Source organism: Microbulbifer maximicatervae (SeqCode), assembly GCF_052468155.1.
Window position 1 is genome coordinate 3035955 of the sequence record NZ_CP174335.1, and the last position, 14925, is coordinate 3050879.

Here is a 14925-nt window from a genome sequence, read left to right on the forward strand (position 1 = left end):
AATCAGAATCTCTCGTTCAGCCAGGTTGACATCATCTCGAGGGCAATAGGGGAAAAGGTTTCCTCTATTTCCGCATACTCGGCATAGCTGCCGGTTTCGGCTGTTTGAAAGAGATGATTCATTTTATCGAGTTCAATAATTTCATAATCCTTATGATTGGATTTACTCAACACCTTTTCTATATTGCCTAAGTTCATTTCCGCATCAACTTGAAAATCCAGTGAGCCGTTAAGAGCCAAAATAGGACATTTTGTACCCTCTAAATAGGGCTCAGGGTTGAAGTTCAATGCATAACGAAACCAAGGGGTGGAATACTGTTTCTTAAGTACCTCAACTTGAGCTTCCAGTTTGCCTCCTTCCAAGCCTTCGAGTTTAACACTCTTATGAAGAGCTTGATGTAAGCCATCACTGATAGTTCCCCCTATGGGAAGACGAGCAAATTGTTCAAAAATAATTTTATCAAGCTTGCGTAACTCTTGTAGGTTTTTCTCAGTCACACCGCTGTGCTTTCTATCCCTGTGCCACTGGTCGAAAAAGAGCTGTTGCATTTTAACCCCTGGGCCGCCGAGAAGAATTGTAAACGCAATATCATCACGATTGCTGGCTACCATGGGGGCAATCATCCCCCCCTCGCTGTGCCCAATCAAGCCCGTTTTACCCTTGGGGAGATCGTTACGACTGTTCAGATAATCCACAATTGCACTGGTATCATTGGCAAAATCTTCGGTAGTTGCCGTGGAGAAACTCCCGGTAGAGTCACCAATTCCTCGTTCATCATAACGCAATACGGCGTACCCTTGCCGGGTTAAATAGTCGGCAATTACCGCAAATGCTTTATGGCCGAATGCGGTTTCATCCCGGTCTTGCGGCCCCGAACCACTAATCAGGATCGCAGTAGCTTTTATCCTTGAGTTTGGTTTGGTCAATGTTCCAGAGATTATATTATTTGTGATTGTACTTTTAAAACTTACCTCTTCAACAGTATAGGGATAGGGGCCTGTTGGTATTTGTGGACGGTTATCCGGTTTAGCAGTATTTATCTTTCTGAAGTTAAGAGTCTGTGACTTCCCTTGAGTAAATGATCCGAACATAAGCTCAACTACTGGGTTGTACGCCCCCTCGTAGCTGATTTGTAAGTCTTCAATTTCGAAGGATATGTTGTTGCCGCTAATGTCCAAGGATGACATCTCTATGCCATAGGCATTTTGTGAAGGGCTATCCAGTACGCCCGTCCATTTATCGTTATCCTGATCAAAATGGAGGACAATCGGAAGTACCTTGTCACTCTCTGTTTGGATAGTGGCCTTCCATTCTCCATCAATGCCACCAGCACTTGCTGTAGTAGAAAACAGGCCGGCGGCTAAGAAAAGCGACTTTAACTTTGCGTTTGTCTTTGAAAATCTAGTTTGAATATATCGCACAACTATTCTCTCTGTGTTCACCTGCTGAATGCTTGCCATCTTAGAGGAATCTTTTTCTTCTGGATTAAAATTAGGATAAGTGGCGAATAGGGCTGCTGAACGGCGAGGAAGTCTTGGCTATCCTTTGTCTAGTTATGCGTGGGGTAAAGGTATGTTGCGTCATCAGATAGAGGCGACTTATCCTGATAGATGGGACGGAGAGACTAACTAACGGTGCGGATTGTACCTATGACGAACACGAAGTCGCCTATATAAGTTGGTAAAGAACTTGGGTTATTGCTAGGTATGTGGATGTAAGGGAAGAGTTGTTTCGGAAATAACTCTTTGGAAGATGGTCTTTCGGTGCCAATGAGTCCATGGGTGCTGCCCATTTATGGGCAGCACTGCGAGATGAAGCGTTTACTGTAGAATCACACCTACGTTTGCGTTTCCGGTTTGATTGGCAAAAGCAGATTGCGCATCGCCAATTTGCGTTGTTGTTTGGGCGTTACCCACACCATTTTGGTAAGTTTGAGCGGAAGAACCAATACCTGTTGCCGTAATATTGGCAAAGTTGGAAGTTCCGAGCTGCTCGGTCAGTGCGTAGTGATCTGAACCCGTCTGGTTATGAATGGCCACATTGTTGTCGCCAATTTGCCAGAGGTTGCTCTCGTGATCATCGTTGGTTTGAATCACATTTAGGGTGTTGGTAGTACCGTCCTGATATGAGTAGGAGTAGTGGGAGTCCCCATTGACTTGATTGTGGGTCGCCAGGTTGGAGTCGCCGAGCTGATCTACATAGACTTCACTGTTTGACGTCAGTGTTTGGGTAACAAATGCGGTTTGGTTTACCCCAGCTTGAGTCACCACAATAACATCATCGGTACTATTGGTTTGAGTTAAGGTTGCACTGTGGCCATCCCCATCTTGGGTAATGGACATGGTGCTACCGTCAACAAATGACTGGAGAGTGAAGACGTACTGATTGTTGTCACCCTGATTGATCTCGATATAGGCGCCTACAGAGTTATCCTGATAGGACTCGGCGGTATTCATATCGCCAGTTTGGTTATGAATGATCGTGCCACCATCACTGTTAGCGGATTGCTCCGCATAGCTGGTGTTGTTATCACCGATCTGAGTTTGATCGATGGTATTGTTTGTGGCGGTTGGATCACTTTGATCAGCTGTTGCAGTGTTCCCAAGACCTTCTTGGTAAACCGTTGCAGTATTGGTGTCGGCGATAGCGCCCTGGCTAATGATTGCCAGGGCAATACTGGCGGCTAGAGGTGCAATATTCTTCATCATAAACTCCTTTAGTGATGAGACTGTACGACCAATGTCGTTTTCCATTGCATTTTCAAGGTTGAGGTCGTATCAATCACCGTTCACTAGCCTGATCATCGGAATTTGGCCGACAATCTGGCACGTACTCCTTGTGAATGGGGTTGATACAAGTATGAGTTTGATAGATGGCCTAGATAGATGCTATGAGAGGTAAGTGCTGATTTAGTGGGACATTAGTTTAATGGGAGGTTTTACTTATTGTCGGTTTGAAATTCTTGCTGAAGAAAGCTTGATAGAGGACTGCCGGTAACAATGTATGATTTAACTTACAAGGTATTCTATTGCCCAAATGATAGTCATTGAGAGAAGGCGATACAGAACTTGATTATCGCCTTTAGTTTTGAGTTATTTAGGGTTTAATTTATTCTAAACATGAAGGGTCACGGGTAACAAAAGTATTACCTATCCAGGTGTTATCAGTGCAAGTTGGATCGTTGGGTGAGTAAAGGTCAAAGATCCCATTGTTTAAGGAGGAGTTAGATAAGACGGTATTACCGTCGGCGCTTCCACTTTCAATAGATATTCCGTAGTCATTGTTATCACTTACACTATTTACACTAATGGTGTTGTTATCAGCGCTCTCAACCCTGATACCTGTCACGTTATTTGTCACTACATTTTGAGAAATGAGATTAGAGTTGGAATCTATCTCAATGCCAACGTCTGTACTGTTATCAATAACATTCAATATAAGGATATTTGAACGACCATCGGGATCGAAATCAACACCGTCACCACCAGCATTTGTGATTATATTGCTAGTAACATTGTTTGAGATTCCCTCTAGATATATTCCATCTCCACCGGTGCTATCGATAGTATTTCCGATGATTTGGTTATAATTAGCGGGATCTTCAGTTTCTATACCATTTCCGGAGGTTACGCCATCAGATTGTATCTGGATGCCGGTGACAAAGTTACTATCGCTTGAAATAAGTACTCCTACTCCATCAGGATCATCTATATCAACACTTGTAACATAGTGGGACCCATCGTCTTGTAACATAATAGAGTTGTTACAGTTATCGATAACTCCAGAGGTTAAACTAGCAGATAGGCCATTTAGGAGTATGCCGTCGTCTGTTGAGGCAGAGCACGTAACAGTAAATCCATCCATATCAAGTCCGCCCAAGGGACCGGTAATTGTTAGTGCGGGATTAGTGGCACAGACTAAGTCCTGAGTCAGTGTTTCTTGGGAGGTAATGGTATCTCCACAGCTAACAGCATAGCTTTCGAAGGAAATTGCTATTCCAGCAGCGGGCAAAAGAAAATAGGCAAGGGCTAATTTTAGTTTTTTCATACTTTCCATTCCTTGTTCGCGGTTGTTATGTTATTGAGGGTGATTCATTTTCTATGGTTAGATTGGATGAGTGCGTAAGCTGGGCTAGCGTTACTTTTACTATTATTAGCTTTTTTATTTGTTTTCGATAATATTTAATTTAAATTATGGCTTTGATTTTAAAACCCATTGTAAATATTGAATCTTACTTTCAGTAAGGTTTATGGGTGTCTGGAACTTTTGCGTAATACTTTTTTTCTGGTAGAAGTCAGTTTTAGGGAACCTCTGAATAATTCCAAGCCAATATTGGTAATATTCACCTACCCATCAAGACTACGATGAATTATGCACCAAGTCACCTTTGCCGAAGCAGAATATAAGCTAAAGCGCCGTATAACTCGCCGAGAGAAGTTTCTTTCTCAAATGGAAGCCCTCATCCCATGGCAGCGACTAGAAGCTCAGATCACTCCTTGCTATCCACAAGGCAAACGTGGCCGACAGCCATATCCATTGAGTGTCATGCTCCGTATTCATTGCATGCAGCTATTTTATAATCTCAGTGATCCCGCTATGGAGGATGCACTGTATGAAATTGAATCCATGCGTAGTTTTGCTGGATTGACTTTGAGCGGCCCAATTCCCGATGAAACAACGATTCTTAACTTTCGCCACTTACTGGAGCTCAATCAGCTAGGTGCAGCTCTTTTTGATGAAATCAACAAGCATCTTGCTGAGAATGGCATGGTACTGCGTGAAGGCACGATTGTAGATGCCACTATTATCTCTGCGCCAACTTCAACCAAGAATAAAAAGAAAAAACGTGATCCAGAAATGCATCAAACAAAGAAAGGCAATCAGTGGCATTTTGGAATGAAAATGCATATCGGGGTTGATGATGTGCTCGGAGTAATACATAGCATAGATACAACAGCAGCGAATTCGCATGATGTCACAACTACAGAGCGAGTTCTCCACGGGGAGGAGAAAAGAATCTGGGGAGACTCTGGGTACATTGGTGCGGAGAAACGTGAAGAGTTGAAAGAGCGGGAGGCGGATTGGTATATAGCAATGAAGCCGAGCAAGCTAAAAACTCTTCCAGGGCGTGATGCACTTCGTAAAGCGGAAAAGATCAAGGCGCAGATAAGAGCGAAGGTCGAGCACCCCTTCCGCTACATCAAACGGGTATTTGGTTATGACAAGGTCCGCTATCGGGGACTGGTAAAAAATACTGAGAGGCTGTGCTTACTGGCAGGCTTTACCAACTTAATAATAGGGAGAAAATACTTGGCTGCCTAGGGGTGGTTCGCCTGAAATCCACCTATTGAGGGTTTCAGATGAAAAATTAGTGGACTATTACGCGCAAATTACGCGTTTGTGCGTAATAAAGTGAATTTTTCAAGCAGCTCAGCTTAATTCTGGAAAAATGCTTCGTTGATCAGAGGGTCCTTAGCTTTATCCCATTAGTGCTGGCATGGTTGTAGTTTGGGGGCTATGAAGATGTGAGTATTGATTTCACTCTCAATCCGTTATCGGGGAGTATTGGCTACGAATGATTGCTAAGAGATTCTTTACTTTTTTATACTTTATAAGTAAGCAATATACCGCTCGGCTATTGCTTAACTAGATAATTTTATGGATTTAGTTTGGCAAAGCCTCAATCCAAGCAGTTAGGGTCATTAATGGTAGAACTATTGCCAATCCAGTTGTTCGAAGATGTGCAGTTCGGATCATCAGGGGAGTAAAGGTCGAATATACCATTGTCATTGGCTGTATTAGATAAAATGTTATTGAATTCTGCGCTAGTTCCCTCGATCACTATGCCATAGTCAGTGTTATTGTCAGCTTCATTGCTGCTTACTGTATTGCTGTCACTGTTATTGATTCTGATTCCAGTGGTGCTGTTCGATATACTATTTTGAGAAATGAGATTTGAATCTGAACTTACAGATATTCCCACATCTCCATCGCCATTGAGAGTGTTGAATATTCTCGCTTTACTGTCACTGATTATAGTGTTAAGTAGGATTAAGTTGCTCCCTCCATCGGAATCAAGAGCTATGCCAAAATCACCAGGGTTAAGAATTTCATTTCCGGTGACTGTATTGCTTCGCCCCTCGATATATATTCCTGAAAATCCCGGGAACTCTAGAAAATTTCCAGTGATCTGATTGAGGCTTGCGGGATTAGCTGTTTCTATGCCTATTGCATATTGCGTACCATTAAAAGGTATCACGATGCCGGTAACAAAATTACTGTTACTTTCAATACGTACGCCCACACCTACAAGATTGTTAATCTCAATATCACTGACAAAATGAACACCATCTTCCGTAAGTGCTATTGAGTCATTGCAATTGTCTATTACGCCGTTAAACAGGCTTGCAGCTAGCCCTGTTAGATAGATGCCCTCATGTAATGGTTCTATACAGGTAACAGTAAACCCATTTAAGTTCAGCCCGCCACCGGGGCCGTCAATTGTGAGGGCTGGATTGGTTTCGCAGGAGAGGTCTTCTGTGAGGGATTCCTGGGTAGTAATCGTGTCACCACAGCTCACAGCAAAACTGTTTGAGGCTAAAGGTAATCCAAAGGTTGGTAGCAGGGTTAAAAATAGCGTTAGGCTTGGCTTCTTCATGGGGGGCTCCCAAGATAATGAGTCTATTATTTACTCTAAAGTTTTCTTTCGATTAGTAATTGATAGGTGATGCCAAGTGGTATTTTATAGGGTTTAATCAGTTTGTTTTTGGTTTGTTAATAATATATATAAATTAAAGGTGCGGATTTAGTGTCCATTATAAATATAGGTTTATAAATGGCGCATGATATTTTATGTGGGCTCAGGTCTTAGCTTGAAATCTGTTCTCCTATATTGTCCATGCTTAAAGTGAATATAAAAAAGGGCCAGTCAATGACTGGCCCTTTTTAACGCTTTGGTGTTATTCAACCGAAGACCTAATCAAGTAGTCAAATGCGCCCAGCGAAGCAGTTGCACCTGCACCCATAGAGATCACTATCTGTTTGTAGGGGACAGTGGTCGCATCGCCGGCGGCGTAGACGCCGGGGACTGAAGTTGCGCCGCGCTCGTCGATCACGATTTCGCCCATGCGATTCATCTCTATATCGGTTTCGTTAAGGAACTCCGTATTGGGTACCAGGCCAATCTGTACGAAGACGCCTGCCAGGTCGAGTTGCTTGTTTTCACCACTCTCTCGATCGGTATAGGCCAGGCCGTTAACTTTGTTGCCGTCGCCGAGTACTTCGGTGGTTTGCGCATTGACGATAATATCAATGTTATCCATTAACTGAGCCTTGCGTACCAGCACCTCGTCTGCACGCAGTTTATCGGCGAACTCCAGTACGGTGACGTGCTCGACGATTCCGGCGAGGTCGATCGCTGCTTCGATGCCCGAGTTGCCGCCACCGATAACAGCTACGCGCTTACCTTTAAAGAAGGGGCCGTCGCAATGGGGGCAGTAGGCTACGCCCTTGGTGCGGTACTCCGCTTCGCCAGGTACCCCCAGTTCTCTCCAGCGGGCACCGGTAGCCAATACTACAGAGCGGCTGGATAGGGTAGCACCGCTTTGTAGTTTGATATCTACCATTTCGTTGCGTCGCAAGTTGGCTGCGCGTTGATCGGTAATGATATCAACACCATACTCTTTTACGTGTTGCTCAAGGCTGGCTGCGAGCTTGGGGCCCTCGGTATAAGGTACAGAGATAAAGTTCTCGATGCCTACGGTATCCATTACCTGGCCGCCGAAGCGTTCTGCCACTATGCCAGTGCGAATGCCTTTGCGAGCGGCATAAATAGCAGCCGCTGCGCCCGCTGGGCCACCCCCTACCACTAAAAGATCGTAGGGTGCTTTTTCATTCAGTTCTTCAGCTTTACGCTCGGCTGCGCCAGTATCCAGTTTTCCAACAATCTCTTCGAGGGACATCCTGCCTTGGCCGAAGTGTTCACCATTGAGGTAAACCGCAGGTACAGCCATAACATTGCGCTTTTCAACTTCCTCCTGGAACAGGCCACCGTCGATCATTTCGTGGGTGATGTTTGGGTTGAGGGTTGCCATCAGGTTCAGCGCTTGGACAACATCCGGGCAGTTTTGGCAAGAGAGGGAGATATAGGTTTCAAAGTGGAATTCACCCTTCAGGTTTCGTACCTGCTCCAGTAGCTCCGGGTCTGCTTTTGAGGGATGGCCCCCCGCTTGCAATAGTGCCAGTACGAGTGAGGTAAATTCATGTCCCAGGGGAATACCGGCAAAGCTAACCCGGGGTTCCTCTCCGGCAGGGGCGATGGCCATACTCGGCGTGCGCTTGGCTTGACTCTGCTGTGCAGTAATTTTGCTGGAGAGTCCGGAGATTTCATCTACCAGCGCCTCCAGCTCTTTGGATTTTTCACTGTTATCTGTGGACACACGAATCTCGATCGGTTTGACGATATTCTGCAGGTAAGTGTCCAGTTGTTTTTTCAGGTTTGCGTCCAACATCGGTGTGTCCTTTCTCTAACAATTTAAGGCTTGGTTGTGGCCCACCTTTTGATGGGCCGGGTCAGAGGTATTTGGGTTAAATCTTTCCTACCAGATCTAGGGAGGGGGCTAAGGTCTCTTCGCCTTCTTTCCACTTGGCCGGGCAGACTTCACCGGGATGAGCGGCGATGTACTGGGCAGCTTTGATCTTGCGCAACAGCTCGCTGGCATCGCGGCCGATTCCGCCGGCAGTGATCTCGACAATTTGGATACGGCCTTCCGGGTCGATTACAAAGGTGCCGCGATCGGCGATGCCTTCTTCCTCGATCATCACACCGAAGTTGCGGGTGATGGTGCCGGTGGGGTCGCCGATCATCGGGTATTGGATTTTGCCGATGGTGTCGGAAGAGTCGTGCCAGGCTTTGTGGGTGAAGTGGGTATCGGTAGATACGGAGTAGATCTCAACGCCCAACTTCTTGAACTCTTCATAGTTGTCCGCCAGATCGCCCAGCTCAGTGGGGCAGACGAAGGTGAAGTCTGCGGGGTAGAAGAAGAATACGGCCCACTTGCCTTTAACGTCGGCGTCGCTGATATCGAAGAAGTCGCCGTTTTGATAAGCCTTGGCGTTAAAGGGTTTCAGCTGGGATTCGATGTAACGTGACATGGATAGCTCCTTATTTATCACTGTCTTGTCGGTCGTTGTTTGGAAGTGGGATCAATACTATCGGTCGATGCTCTTTGATAAAAATTATTAATGTAAATACGTGTGATAGCTTTTGGCAATCGTTGTTGGCTATTTGATTGGTTGGGTGTTTAGCCGCTATTTAATGGCTTTGGCAAAGCGACAGCCGTTAGGTGAAACCTTATCGGCGCATCCTGATGTCTATTGAGCCGCAAAGACGACATATAGATGTGTTGATCGCGGTCCATACCCTCAGGCATCAAAAAAGAGTTGAGTCGTAAATCAGCGCACATTAGCAATAAGTTAGAAGTGCAAGCCCGGTTCTGATGATCTGGGTAGTGCCAGCGGATGTGAGGTTAAATGTTGCCGCTATGAATCAGAATGTGGTGCATGTCACGGTGGTAGGTGTCGGTCTGCCTGGGGAGTCAATCGGATGGCTGCATTTGTCTCAGCTAATGAATATGCGAAATGTAGTGGTGGATGCGATTGTTGAAGAGTATTGGCTTTCCAGTGATGTCGAGTCATCTGAAAAAGGGATGGTTTTCCGAAACGAGATGGCAAGACTTAAAGCTCAGTATGGCGATTTCAAAACTTATTCCTCGGTGGAGCAAATACCTGATGCGCATCCCTCCTTAAAAAATTTGGTTGTTATCTCTGTGAGGACTCCACTCGCGAAGGGGATTTTTGAATCGGTAATTAATAAAGGATATAGGAATATATACCTTGAAAAACCTGGTGCAGACTCGCTGGAAAAGCTGCGTGAAATGGAAATGATCGCCGACAGAAACAATGTAAATGTTGTTGTTGGCTATCAAAAGCATATCGCAAATTACGTGGATAGAGCCGAGAGGCTTAACGAGCAATGGAAGTTGAAGTCCAGGAGTGTCGGATTCATTCATCACAACCCGCATCCGGAAGCCAACCTGGAAAGCATTTTTAGGCAAAATTCCGAGGGTATGCTGCTCAACCAGTGTTGCCATGAACTTGAACTCTGTATAGCAAAGTGGAACCTTGCTCCTCACAACATTACTGATGTAGTGGTGAACCGAGATGAAACCGTGCAGAAGCGCTTCGGTGATATCGAGGATTTCAAAAAGCTGTCTTTTACGCTAAAAACTAATCTGGGGGTGAGTTTCTCTTTTCTGGCTACCCGTTGTGAAGGTGTCGAAAATTGCATAGTGATGCGAAAAGGCATTCGAGGCGACCCTGTTTTTATTCGGCAGGCCATGGAAGATGTCCTTGATCGGGCACTTGAGCTTACTAGAAAAGAAAAGGGAGGGATGTGGTATTGCTACTTGTTTGAGCGAGATTATTACAATCTGAAGCGGCTGTTTATTGAATCCATTCTAGATAGCAATGATGAGAAATACTTGAGCCTGCCGCGACTGCTTCATGCATGTGGTGTTCTCGAATTGGCCGCAGCGATTGAGCCCAGTATTAAGGCTCAATTAAGAGAAGATGAAAGCCATCATTCTATCGTACAAATTTCAGATACTATTTGTCAGGCTCCAACAAACCAAAGAATCTGGTACCACCATGGACTCTTTAATCCTGGTAATAAATTCCTTATAGAACTCCTAAGACCGCCGCAGAACAGAATTATTTGTTGTGTTGATGACAAGGTATGGGAGCTCTATGGGAAGGGTATTACCGAGTGGCAAAAGTCCATGGGGGTTGAGTTCATCCCGATAGTTATGAAGGGTGGCGAACAGTCAAAAAATATTAATAGTCTTATCAGTATGATTGATGAAATATGGAAGGCAAATCCTCTTCGTTACAGGGAGCCAATCTTAGCTATGGGTGGAGGGGCGGTAACCGATACGATTGGGTTTGTCAGTGCGGTGTGGCGACGGAATACACCCTGGATACGTATTCCAACGACTCTAATGGGAATGATTGACTCCTCTATCGGCATTAAAGTCAGTGTGAACCACAATATTAAGAATGGGATTGGTGCTTTCCATTGTCCCTTGCATACCATTATTGATCCCTCCTTCTTGAAAACTAATCCACAGCGGGTATTAAAAAGTGCGATTGGTGAAATGATTAAGGTTGGAGTGGTATTCAATAAGGATGTGCTCGATACCTTGTCAGCTCAGTGTGCCACTCTGTTGGAAAATAGTTTTTTAGAACCTGATGGCCTGCCGGGAGATGCATCCTATAAACTGCTGATAAATTGTATTGATGCCATGCTGGATAGTATTGCGGGAGACTTAAAAGAAGAAAACTTATCCAGACCAATGGACTTTGGACATACGTTATCCCGCTGGTTGGAGCGTGATGAGGCTTTTAGGTTGATGCATGGTGAAGCTGTGGGCATTGATTGCCTGTTTACTTCGCTGGTAGCTGAAAAAATGGGATTGATATCCAAGGCAGACATTGAGTTACTGTTTGGAATTTACGTGCAGCTGGGACTTGCAGCTAGTGTCAAAGGGCTGAGCCTGGATGTATACAAGACGGCAATAAAACAGATCTCGATTCATCGCTCCGGTACTTTGCGAGCGCCTCTCCCAGCCCCTCTAGGAAACTGTATTTGGGTCAATAAGATAGAGGCGAACCATCTGGAAAGCGCTTGGTATGACCTGCAAGAAAGGCTTACTCGTCATCCAGAGCTCATATTGGATCCTGATGAAATAGCAGAGGAGGAGTATTTACCTAAGCAATTAGACTTGACCAGTCATCAAAGCGCTAAAAAACTACCATTGAGAAGGCTGCGCTGGGGATTTATAGGCTGTGGAAGAATAGCAAATGATTTTGCATTAGTCCTCGATTACCTGGATTCCTCAGAAGTGTTTGCTGTAGCTTCCAGGGATTTTAATAGGGCGAGAGAGTTTGCGAATAGTCATGGAGCAAGTAGGGCTTATGGCAGTTACCTGGAACTTGTTTCTGATCCTGATATTGACATTGTCTATATTGCAACTATCCCCGAGTTACACCGACAACATGCTGAATTAGCATTAATGGCAGGTAAGCCTGTTCTTATTGAAAAACCTCTGGCGTTAACAGTTGAGGATGCTGTAAGGATTAAAGAGCTTGCCAATAAAAAACAGCTGTTTTGCATGGAAGGGATGTGGATGAGATTCTTCCCTGCTATTAAATACTGTAGAGATATTATTAGTCTTGGAAATATAGGTAAGGTAAGCCAGCTTCGTGCAGATTTGAGCTTTGACCTGCGTAAGGATGAAGGGTTGCAGTCTCCAAAATGGAAGGTGGGAGCTGGTATGGATGCCGGTGTGTATCCTGTCCACACGGCGCTGATGGTATTGGGTAGGGGGATATCAGACCTGGAGTTCTCTGGGGTGCTGGATAACTACGGTTTCCAGGAGGATGGTGCCGGACTCATTTATGCGCACTTCGATAGTGGATCAACAGCTGTAGTTTCCTGGAGTCATCTGGTTGAGGGTGCGGAAGAGTTGGAAATCTATGGCACAGAAGGGCGGATAAAAGTGTTTGCCCCGGCACATTGTCCAACTAGGGTGTCAGTGACGCGGATCACTGGTGATCGAAGGACAGATAATGAGACTAAGTTGTACGAATTCCCATTACCGAGAATAAGAGGCAGGTTTAATTATCCAAATTCTGAAGGGCTTTATTATGAGGCACAGGCTGTTCAGTTATGTATTGAGAAAAACTTAATTGAATCACCGGATCTTCCTCTTGCCGACTCTATACAAGCAATCCGAATGATTGAAGAGTGTGATCAATATATCAAAAGAAGGGCTGCGTGAAACGCAACATCTATTGGTTTGGATTGCTGTCATGCTATGGGGCTCTATTTTTACTGGGCTTTGTGGAGGTCTATAAAGCTCCAATTTATCCAAAAATTTTAGATTTTTTTTCTGTTTCCCCAACAAAGGGCTCCACCTTTTTCTTCCTGTCCACTTTTTCTGCCTTACTTATGACTTTGTCAGGGGCTCTCTGGGTGAAAAAAATCAGAGTGATCTCTGGGTTAGCATTATTCGTAGTGTTTATGGGGGTAGGGTCGGTACTTTCAGGTATTTCTGGATATTTGTACTCGTTTACCCTGCTTATTCTGGGCAGCTTCCTCTTTGGTTTGGGTGCCGGAGGGAGCATGGTTTTGATTAATGTGGCAATCCCCCTTTTTGTGCCTGAAAACTTAACTCGTCAAGGTTATTGTGGATTACATAGTACCTATGGGGTTGCCTCCATATTGTCTCCTTTGTTACCTGGGTTGTTATATAAATTTCACTTTGGATGGGAGGGCGGTTTCTATTTGTTTGGGGGGATAGCTGCAAGCATATTATTTTTTATCTTGTCTGGATTAATAAGAAGAAAAGGAAAACTAAGGAAAAATGGGAGTTCTTTTAACCCTGGCGCCTTTAAAGAGGCGAGCCAACGAGATAAAGAACCGAAAGAGTGGTGGATCGCAATTGGTGGTGGGTTTATTGTTTCTGCCTACAACGGCGCTGAACATATATTGGCGAGTAGGATGGTACTGTTTCTTGAAGCTAGGGGAGGGCACTGGGCCGTTGAGGCGGATATTTTGCTTTCAATCTTTTTCGGATTGCTCTGCTTAGGGAGAGTGGCCTTCACTTTTATCCTGCTGAAGGGAAGTGCTTTTTTCTGGTTGATAGTCTCCTTTTTATCGACAGCAGCCGTATTTTCTTTGGGCTACTGGGTGAGCCCACTATGGTTCCCAGTGTGTGGATTGACACTATCCTACTTGTTTCCTTATGCCATGGAATGGTTGACAGATTGTAGTAAGAATCCCCCTTTTACAGTTTCATTCTCCTTAGGTATGGGGGGAATTTTCTTGATTCTGGCCCATGCTTTGGTGGGATGGTTAGACGAAAGTTATGGAATACAAACCGCAATCTTTGTAGTTCCTGTGTTCCTCTTGGGAGGAGTTGTATGTTGCTTGCTTTTATCACTTATTGCGAAGCAAAGAAGCCATTAACACGGATTAGCAATATTTGATTAACGACAATGCCCGCCAAAAGGGCGGGCAAGGCCAGTTCCAATCCTGTGAGGGCTTGGGAAGTCTTAAATTTTGCCTACCAGATCGAGAGAGGGGGCCAGGGTTTCCTCACCTTCCTTCCATTTTGCTGGGCAAACTTCACCCGGGTGAGCAGCGATGTACTGAGCAGCTTTGATCTTGCGCAGCAGCTCACTGGCATCGCGGCCGATACCGCCAGCAGTAATTTCCACAATTTGAATACGGCCTTCCGGGTCGATTACGAAAGTACCGCGGTCGGCAATGCCTTCTTCCTCAATCATTACACCGAAGTTGCGGGTAATGGTACCGGTAGGATCACCGACCATCGGGTACTGGATCTTACCGATAGTGTCAGAGGAATCGTGCCAGGCCTTGTGGGTGAAGTGAGTGTCTGTGGAGACTGAGTAGATCTCTACACCCAGCTTTTTAAACTCCTCATAGTTGTCTGCCAGATCGCCTAATTCAGTGGGGCATACAAAGGTGAAGTCGGCGGGGTAGAAGAAGAATACGGCCCATTTACCTTTGACGTCAGAGTCACTTACATCGTGAAATTCGCCATTTTGGTAGGCTTTGGCGTTAAACGGCTTGAGTTCGGATTCGATATAGCGGGACATGGTTAGCTCCTTATTGGGTGCCTGGCTCTTAACTTTGATGCTGTTTATGCTATTGGCTGGCGATTGATAATAGAAATTAACAATTTAAATATCTGAGATAGTTTTCTGCTATCTAGGCAGCCTGGCGATAATTTAGTCTGCAATCCGTACCAATTTGAGGTCGCTGGTTACATCGGGGATACT

10 protein-coding genes are annotated in these 14925 nt (G+C 45.0%); 3 read left to right on the plus strand and 7 right to left on the minus strand.

What is annotated here, in order from left to right:
• Positions 1-2 precede the first annotated feature (2 nt).
• From ACJJIY_RS13180 to ACJJIY_RS13190, 3 genes are all read right to left on the minus strand, one after another.
• Positions 3-1460, minus strand: coding sequence for an alpha/beta hydrolase family protein (locus ACJJIY_RS13180; RefSeq protein ID WP_444897834.1), 1458 nt, complete (start codon positions 1458-1460; stop codon positions 3-5).
• Between the two features lie 360 nt (positions 1461-1820).
• On the minus strand, positions 1821-2708 hold the full coding sequence (locus tag ACJJIY_RS13185; RefSeq protein WP_444897833.1) for a hypothetical protein: 888 nt from the start codon (positions 2706-2708) through the stop codon (positions 1821-1823).
• Positions 2709-3108: 400 nt separating this feature from the next.
• Entirely contained in the window at positions 3109-4047 is a 939-nt protein-coding gene (locus ACJJIY_RS13190; RefSeq protein WP_444897832.1) for a right-handed parallel beta-helix repeat-containing protein, read from the minus strand.
• Positions 4048-4371: 324 nt separating this feature from the next.
• On the opposite strand from ACJJIY_RS13190, the gene ACJJIY_RS13195 reads away from it, so the two are divergent.
• Positions 4372-5322, plus strand: a complete 951-nt coding sequence (locus ACJJIY_RS13195; protein WP_444895065.1) for an IS5 family transposase — start codon at positions 4372-4374, stop codon at positions 5320-5322.
• A 358-nt stretch (positions 5323-5680) separates the two neighbouring features.
• On the opposite strand, the gene ACJJIY_RS13200 is transcribed toward ACJJIY_RS13195, so the two are convergent.
• From ACJJIY_RS13200 to ahpC (ACJJIY_RS13210), 3 genes are all read right to left on the minus strand, one after another.
• Entirely contained in the window at positions 5681-6658 is a 978-nt protein-coding gene (locus tag ACJJIY_RS13200; RefSeq protein WP_444897831.1) for a right-handed parallel beta-helix repeat-containing protein, read from the minus strand.
• A gap of 301 nt (positions 6659-6959) precedes the next feature.
• Positions 6960-8510, minus strand: a complete 1551-nt coding sequence (gene ahpF, locus ACJJIY_RS13205) for an alkyl hydroperoxide reductase subunit F (RefSeq protein WP_445358056.1) — start codon at positions 8508-8510, stop codon at positions 6960-6962.
• A gap of 76 nt (positions 8511-8586) precedes the next feature.
• A complete protein-coding gene (gene ahpC / locus ACJJIY_RS13210; protein WP_444884410.1) occupies positions 8587-9153 on the minus strand; it encodes an alkyl hydroperoxide reductase subunit C in 567 nt (188 codons plus the stop codon).
• 344 nt (positions 9154-9497) lie between these two features.
• Between ahpC (ACJJIY_RS13210) and ACJJIY_RS13215 the strand changes: the two genes are divergently transcribed.
• On the plus strand, positions 9498-12899 hold the full coding sequence (locus ACJJIY_RS13215) for a Gfo/Idh/MocA family oxidoreductase (protein ID WP_445358057.1): 3402 nt from the start codon (positions 9498-9500) through the stop codon (positions 12897-12899).
• A complete protein-coding gene (locus ACJJIY_RS13220) occupies positions 12896-14089 on the plus strand; it encodes an MFS transporter (protein ID WP_444897828.1) in 1194 nt (397 codons plus the stop codon). Before ACJJIY_RS13215 ends, ACJJIY_RS13220 begins: the two co-directional genes overlap by 4 nt.
• A gap of 86 nt (positions 14090-14175) precedes the next feature.
• Here the strand turns inward: ACJJIY_RS13220 and ahpC (ACJJIY_RS13225) are convergent, their stop codons facing one another.
• Positions 14176-14742, minus strand: coding sequence for an alkyl hydroperoxide reductase subunit C (ahpC, locus tag ACJJIY_RS13225; protein ID WP_444897827.1), 567 nt, complete (start codon positions 14740-14742; stop codon positions 14176-14178).
• Positions 14743-14925: the final 183 nt, after the last annotated feature.

Bases quoted from the DNA above. Each gene is read 5' to 3' on its own strand.
- ahpF (WP_445358056.1), bottom strand. From the start codon at position 8,510: ATGTTGGACGCAAACCTGAAAAAACAACTGGACACTTACCTGCAGAAT.
- ACJJIY_RS13185 (WP_444897833.1), bottom strand. From the start codon at position 2,708: ATGATGAAGAATATTGCACCTCTAGCCGCCAGTATTGCCCTGGCAATC.
- ACJJIY_RS13195 (WP_444895065.1), top strand. From the start codon at position 4,372: ATGCACCAAGTCACCTTTGCCGAAGCAGAATATAAGCTAAAGCGCCGT.
- ACJJIY_RS13200 (WP_444897831.1), bottom strand. From the start codon at position 6,658: ATGAAGAAGCCAAGCCTAACGCTATTTTTAACCCTGCTACCAACCTTT.
- ACJJIY_RS13180 (WP_444897834.1), bottom strand. From the start codon at position 1,460: ATGGCAAGCATTCAGCAGGTGAACACAGAGAGAATAGTTGTGCGATAT.
- ahpC (WP_444897827.1), bottom strand. From the start codon at position 14,742: ATGTCCCGCTATATCGAATCCGAACTCAAGCCGTTTAACGCCAAAGCC.
- ACJJIY_RS13190 (WP_444897832.1), bottom strand. From the start codon at position 4,047: ATGAAAAAACTAAAATTAGCCCTTGCCTATTTTCTTTTGCCCGCTGCT.
- ahpC (WP_444884410.1), bottom strand. From the start codon at position 9,153: ATGTCACGTTACATCGAATCCCAGCTGAAACCCTTTAACGCCAAGGCT.
- ACJJIY_RS13215 (WP_445358057.1), top strand. From the start codon at position 9,498: ATGATCTGGGTAGTGCCAGCGGATGTGAGGTTAAATGTTGCCGCTATG.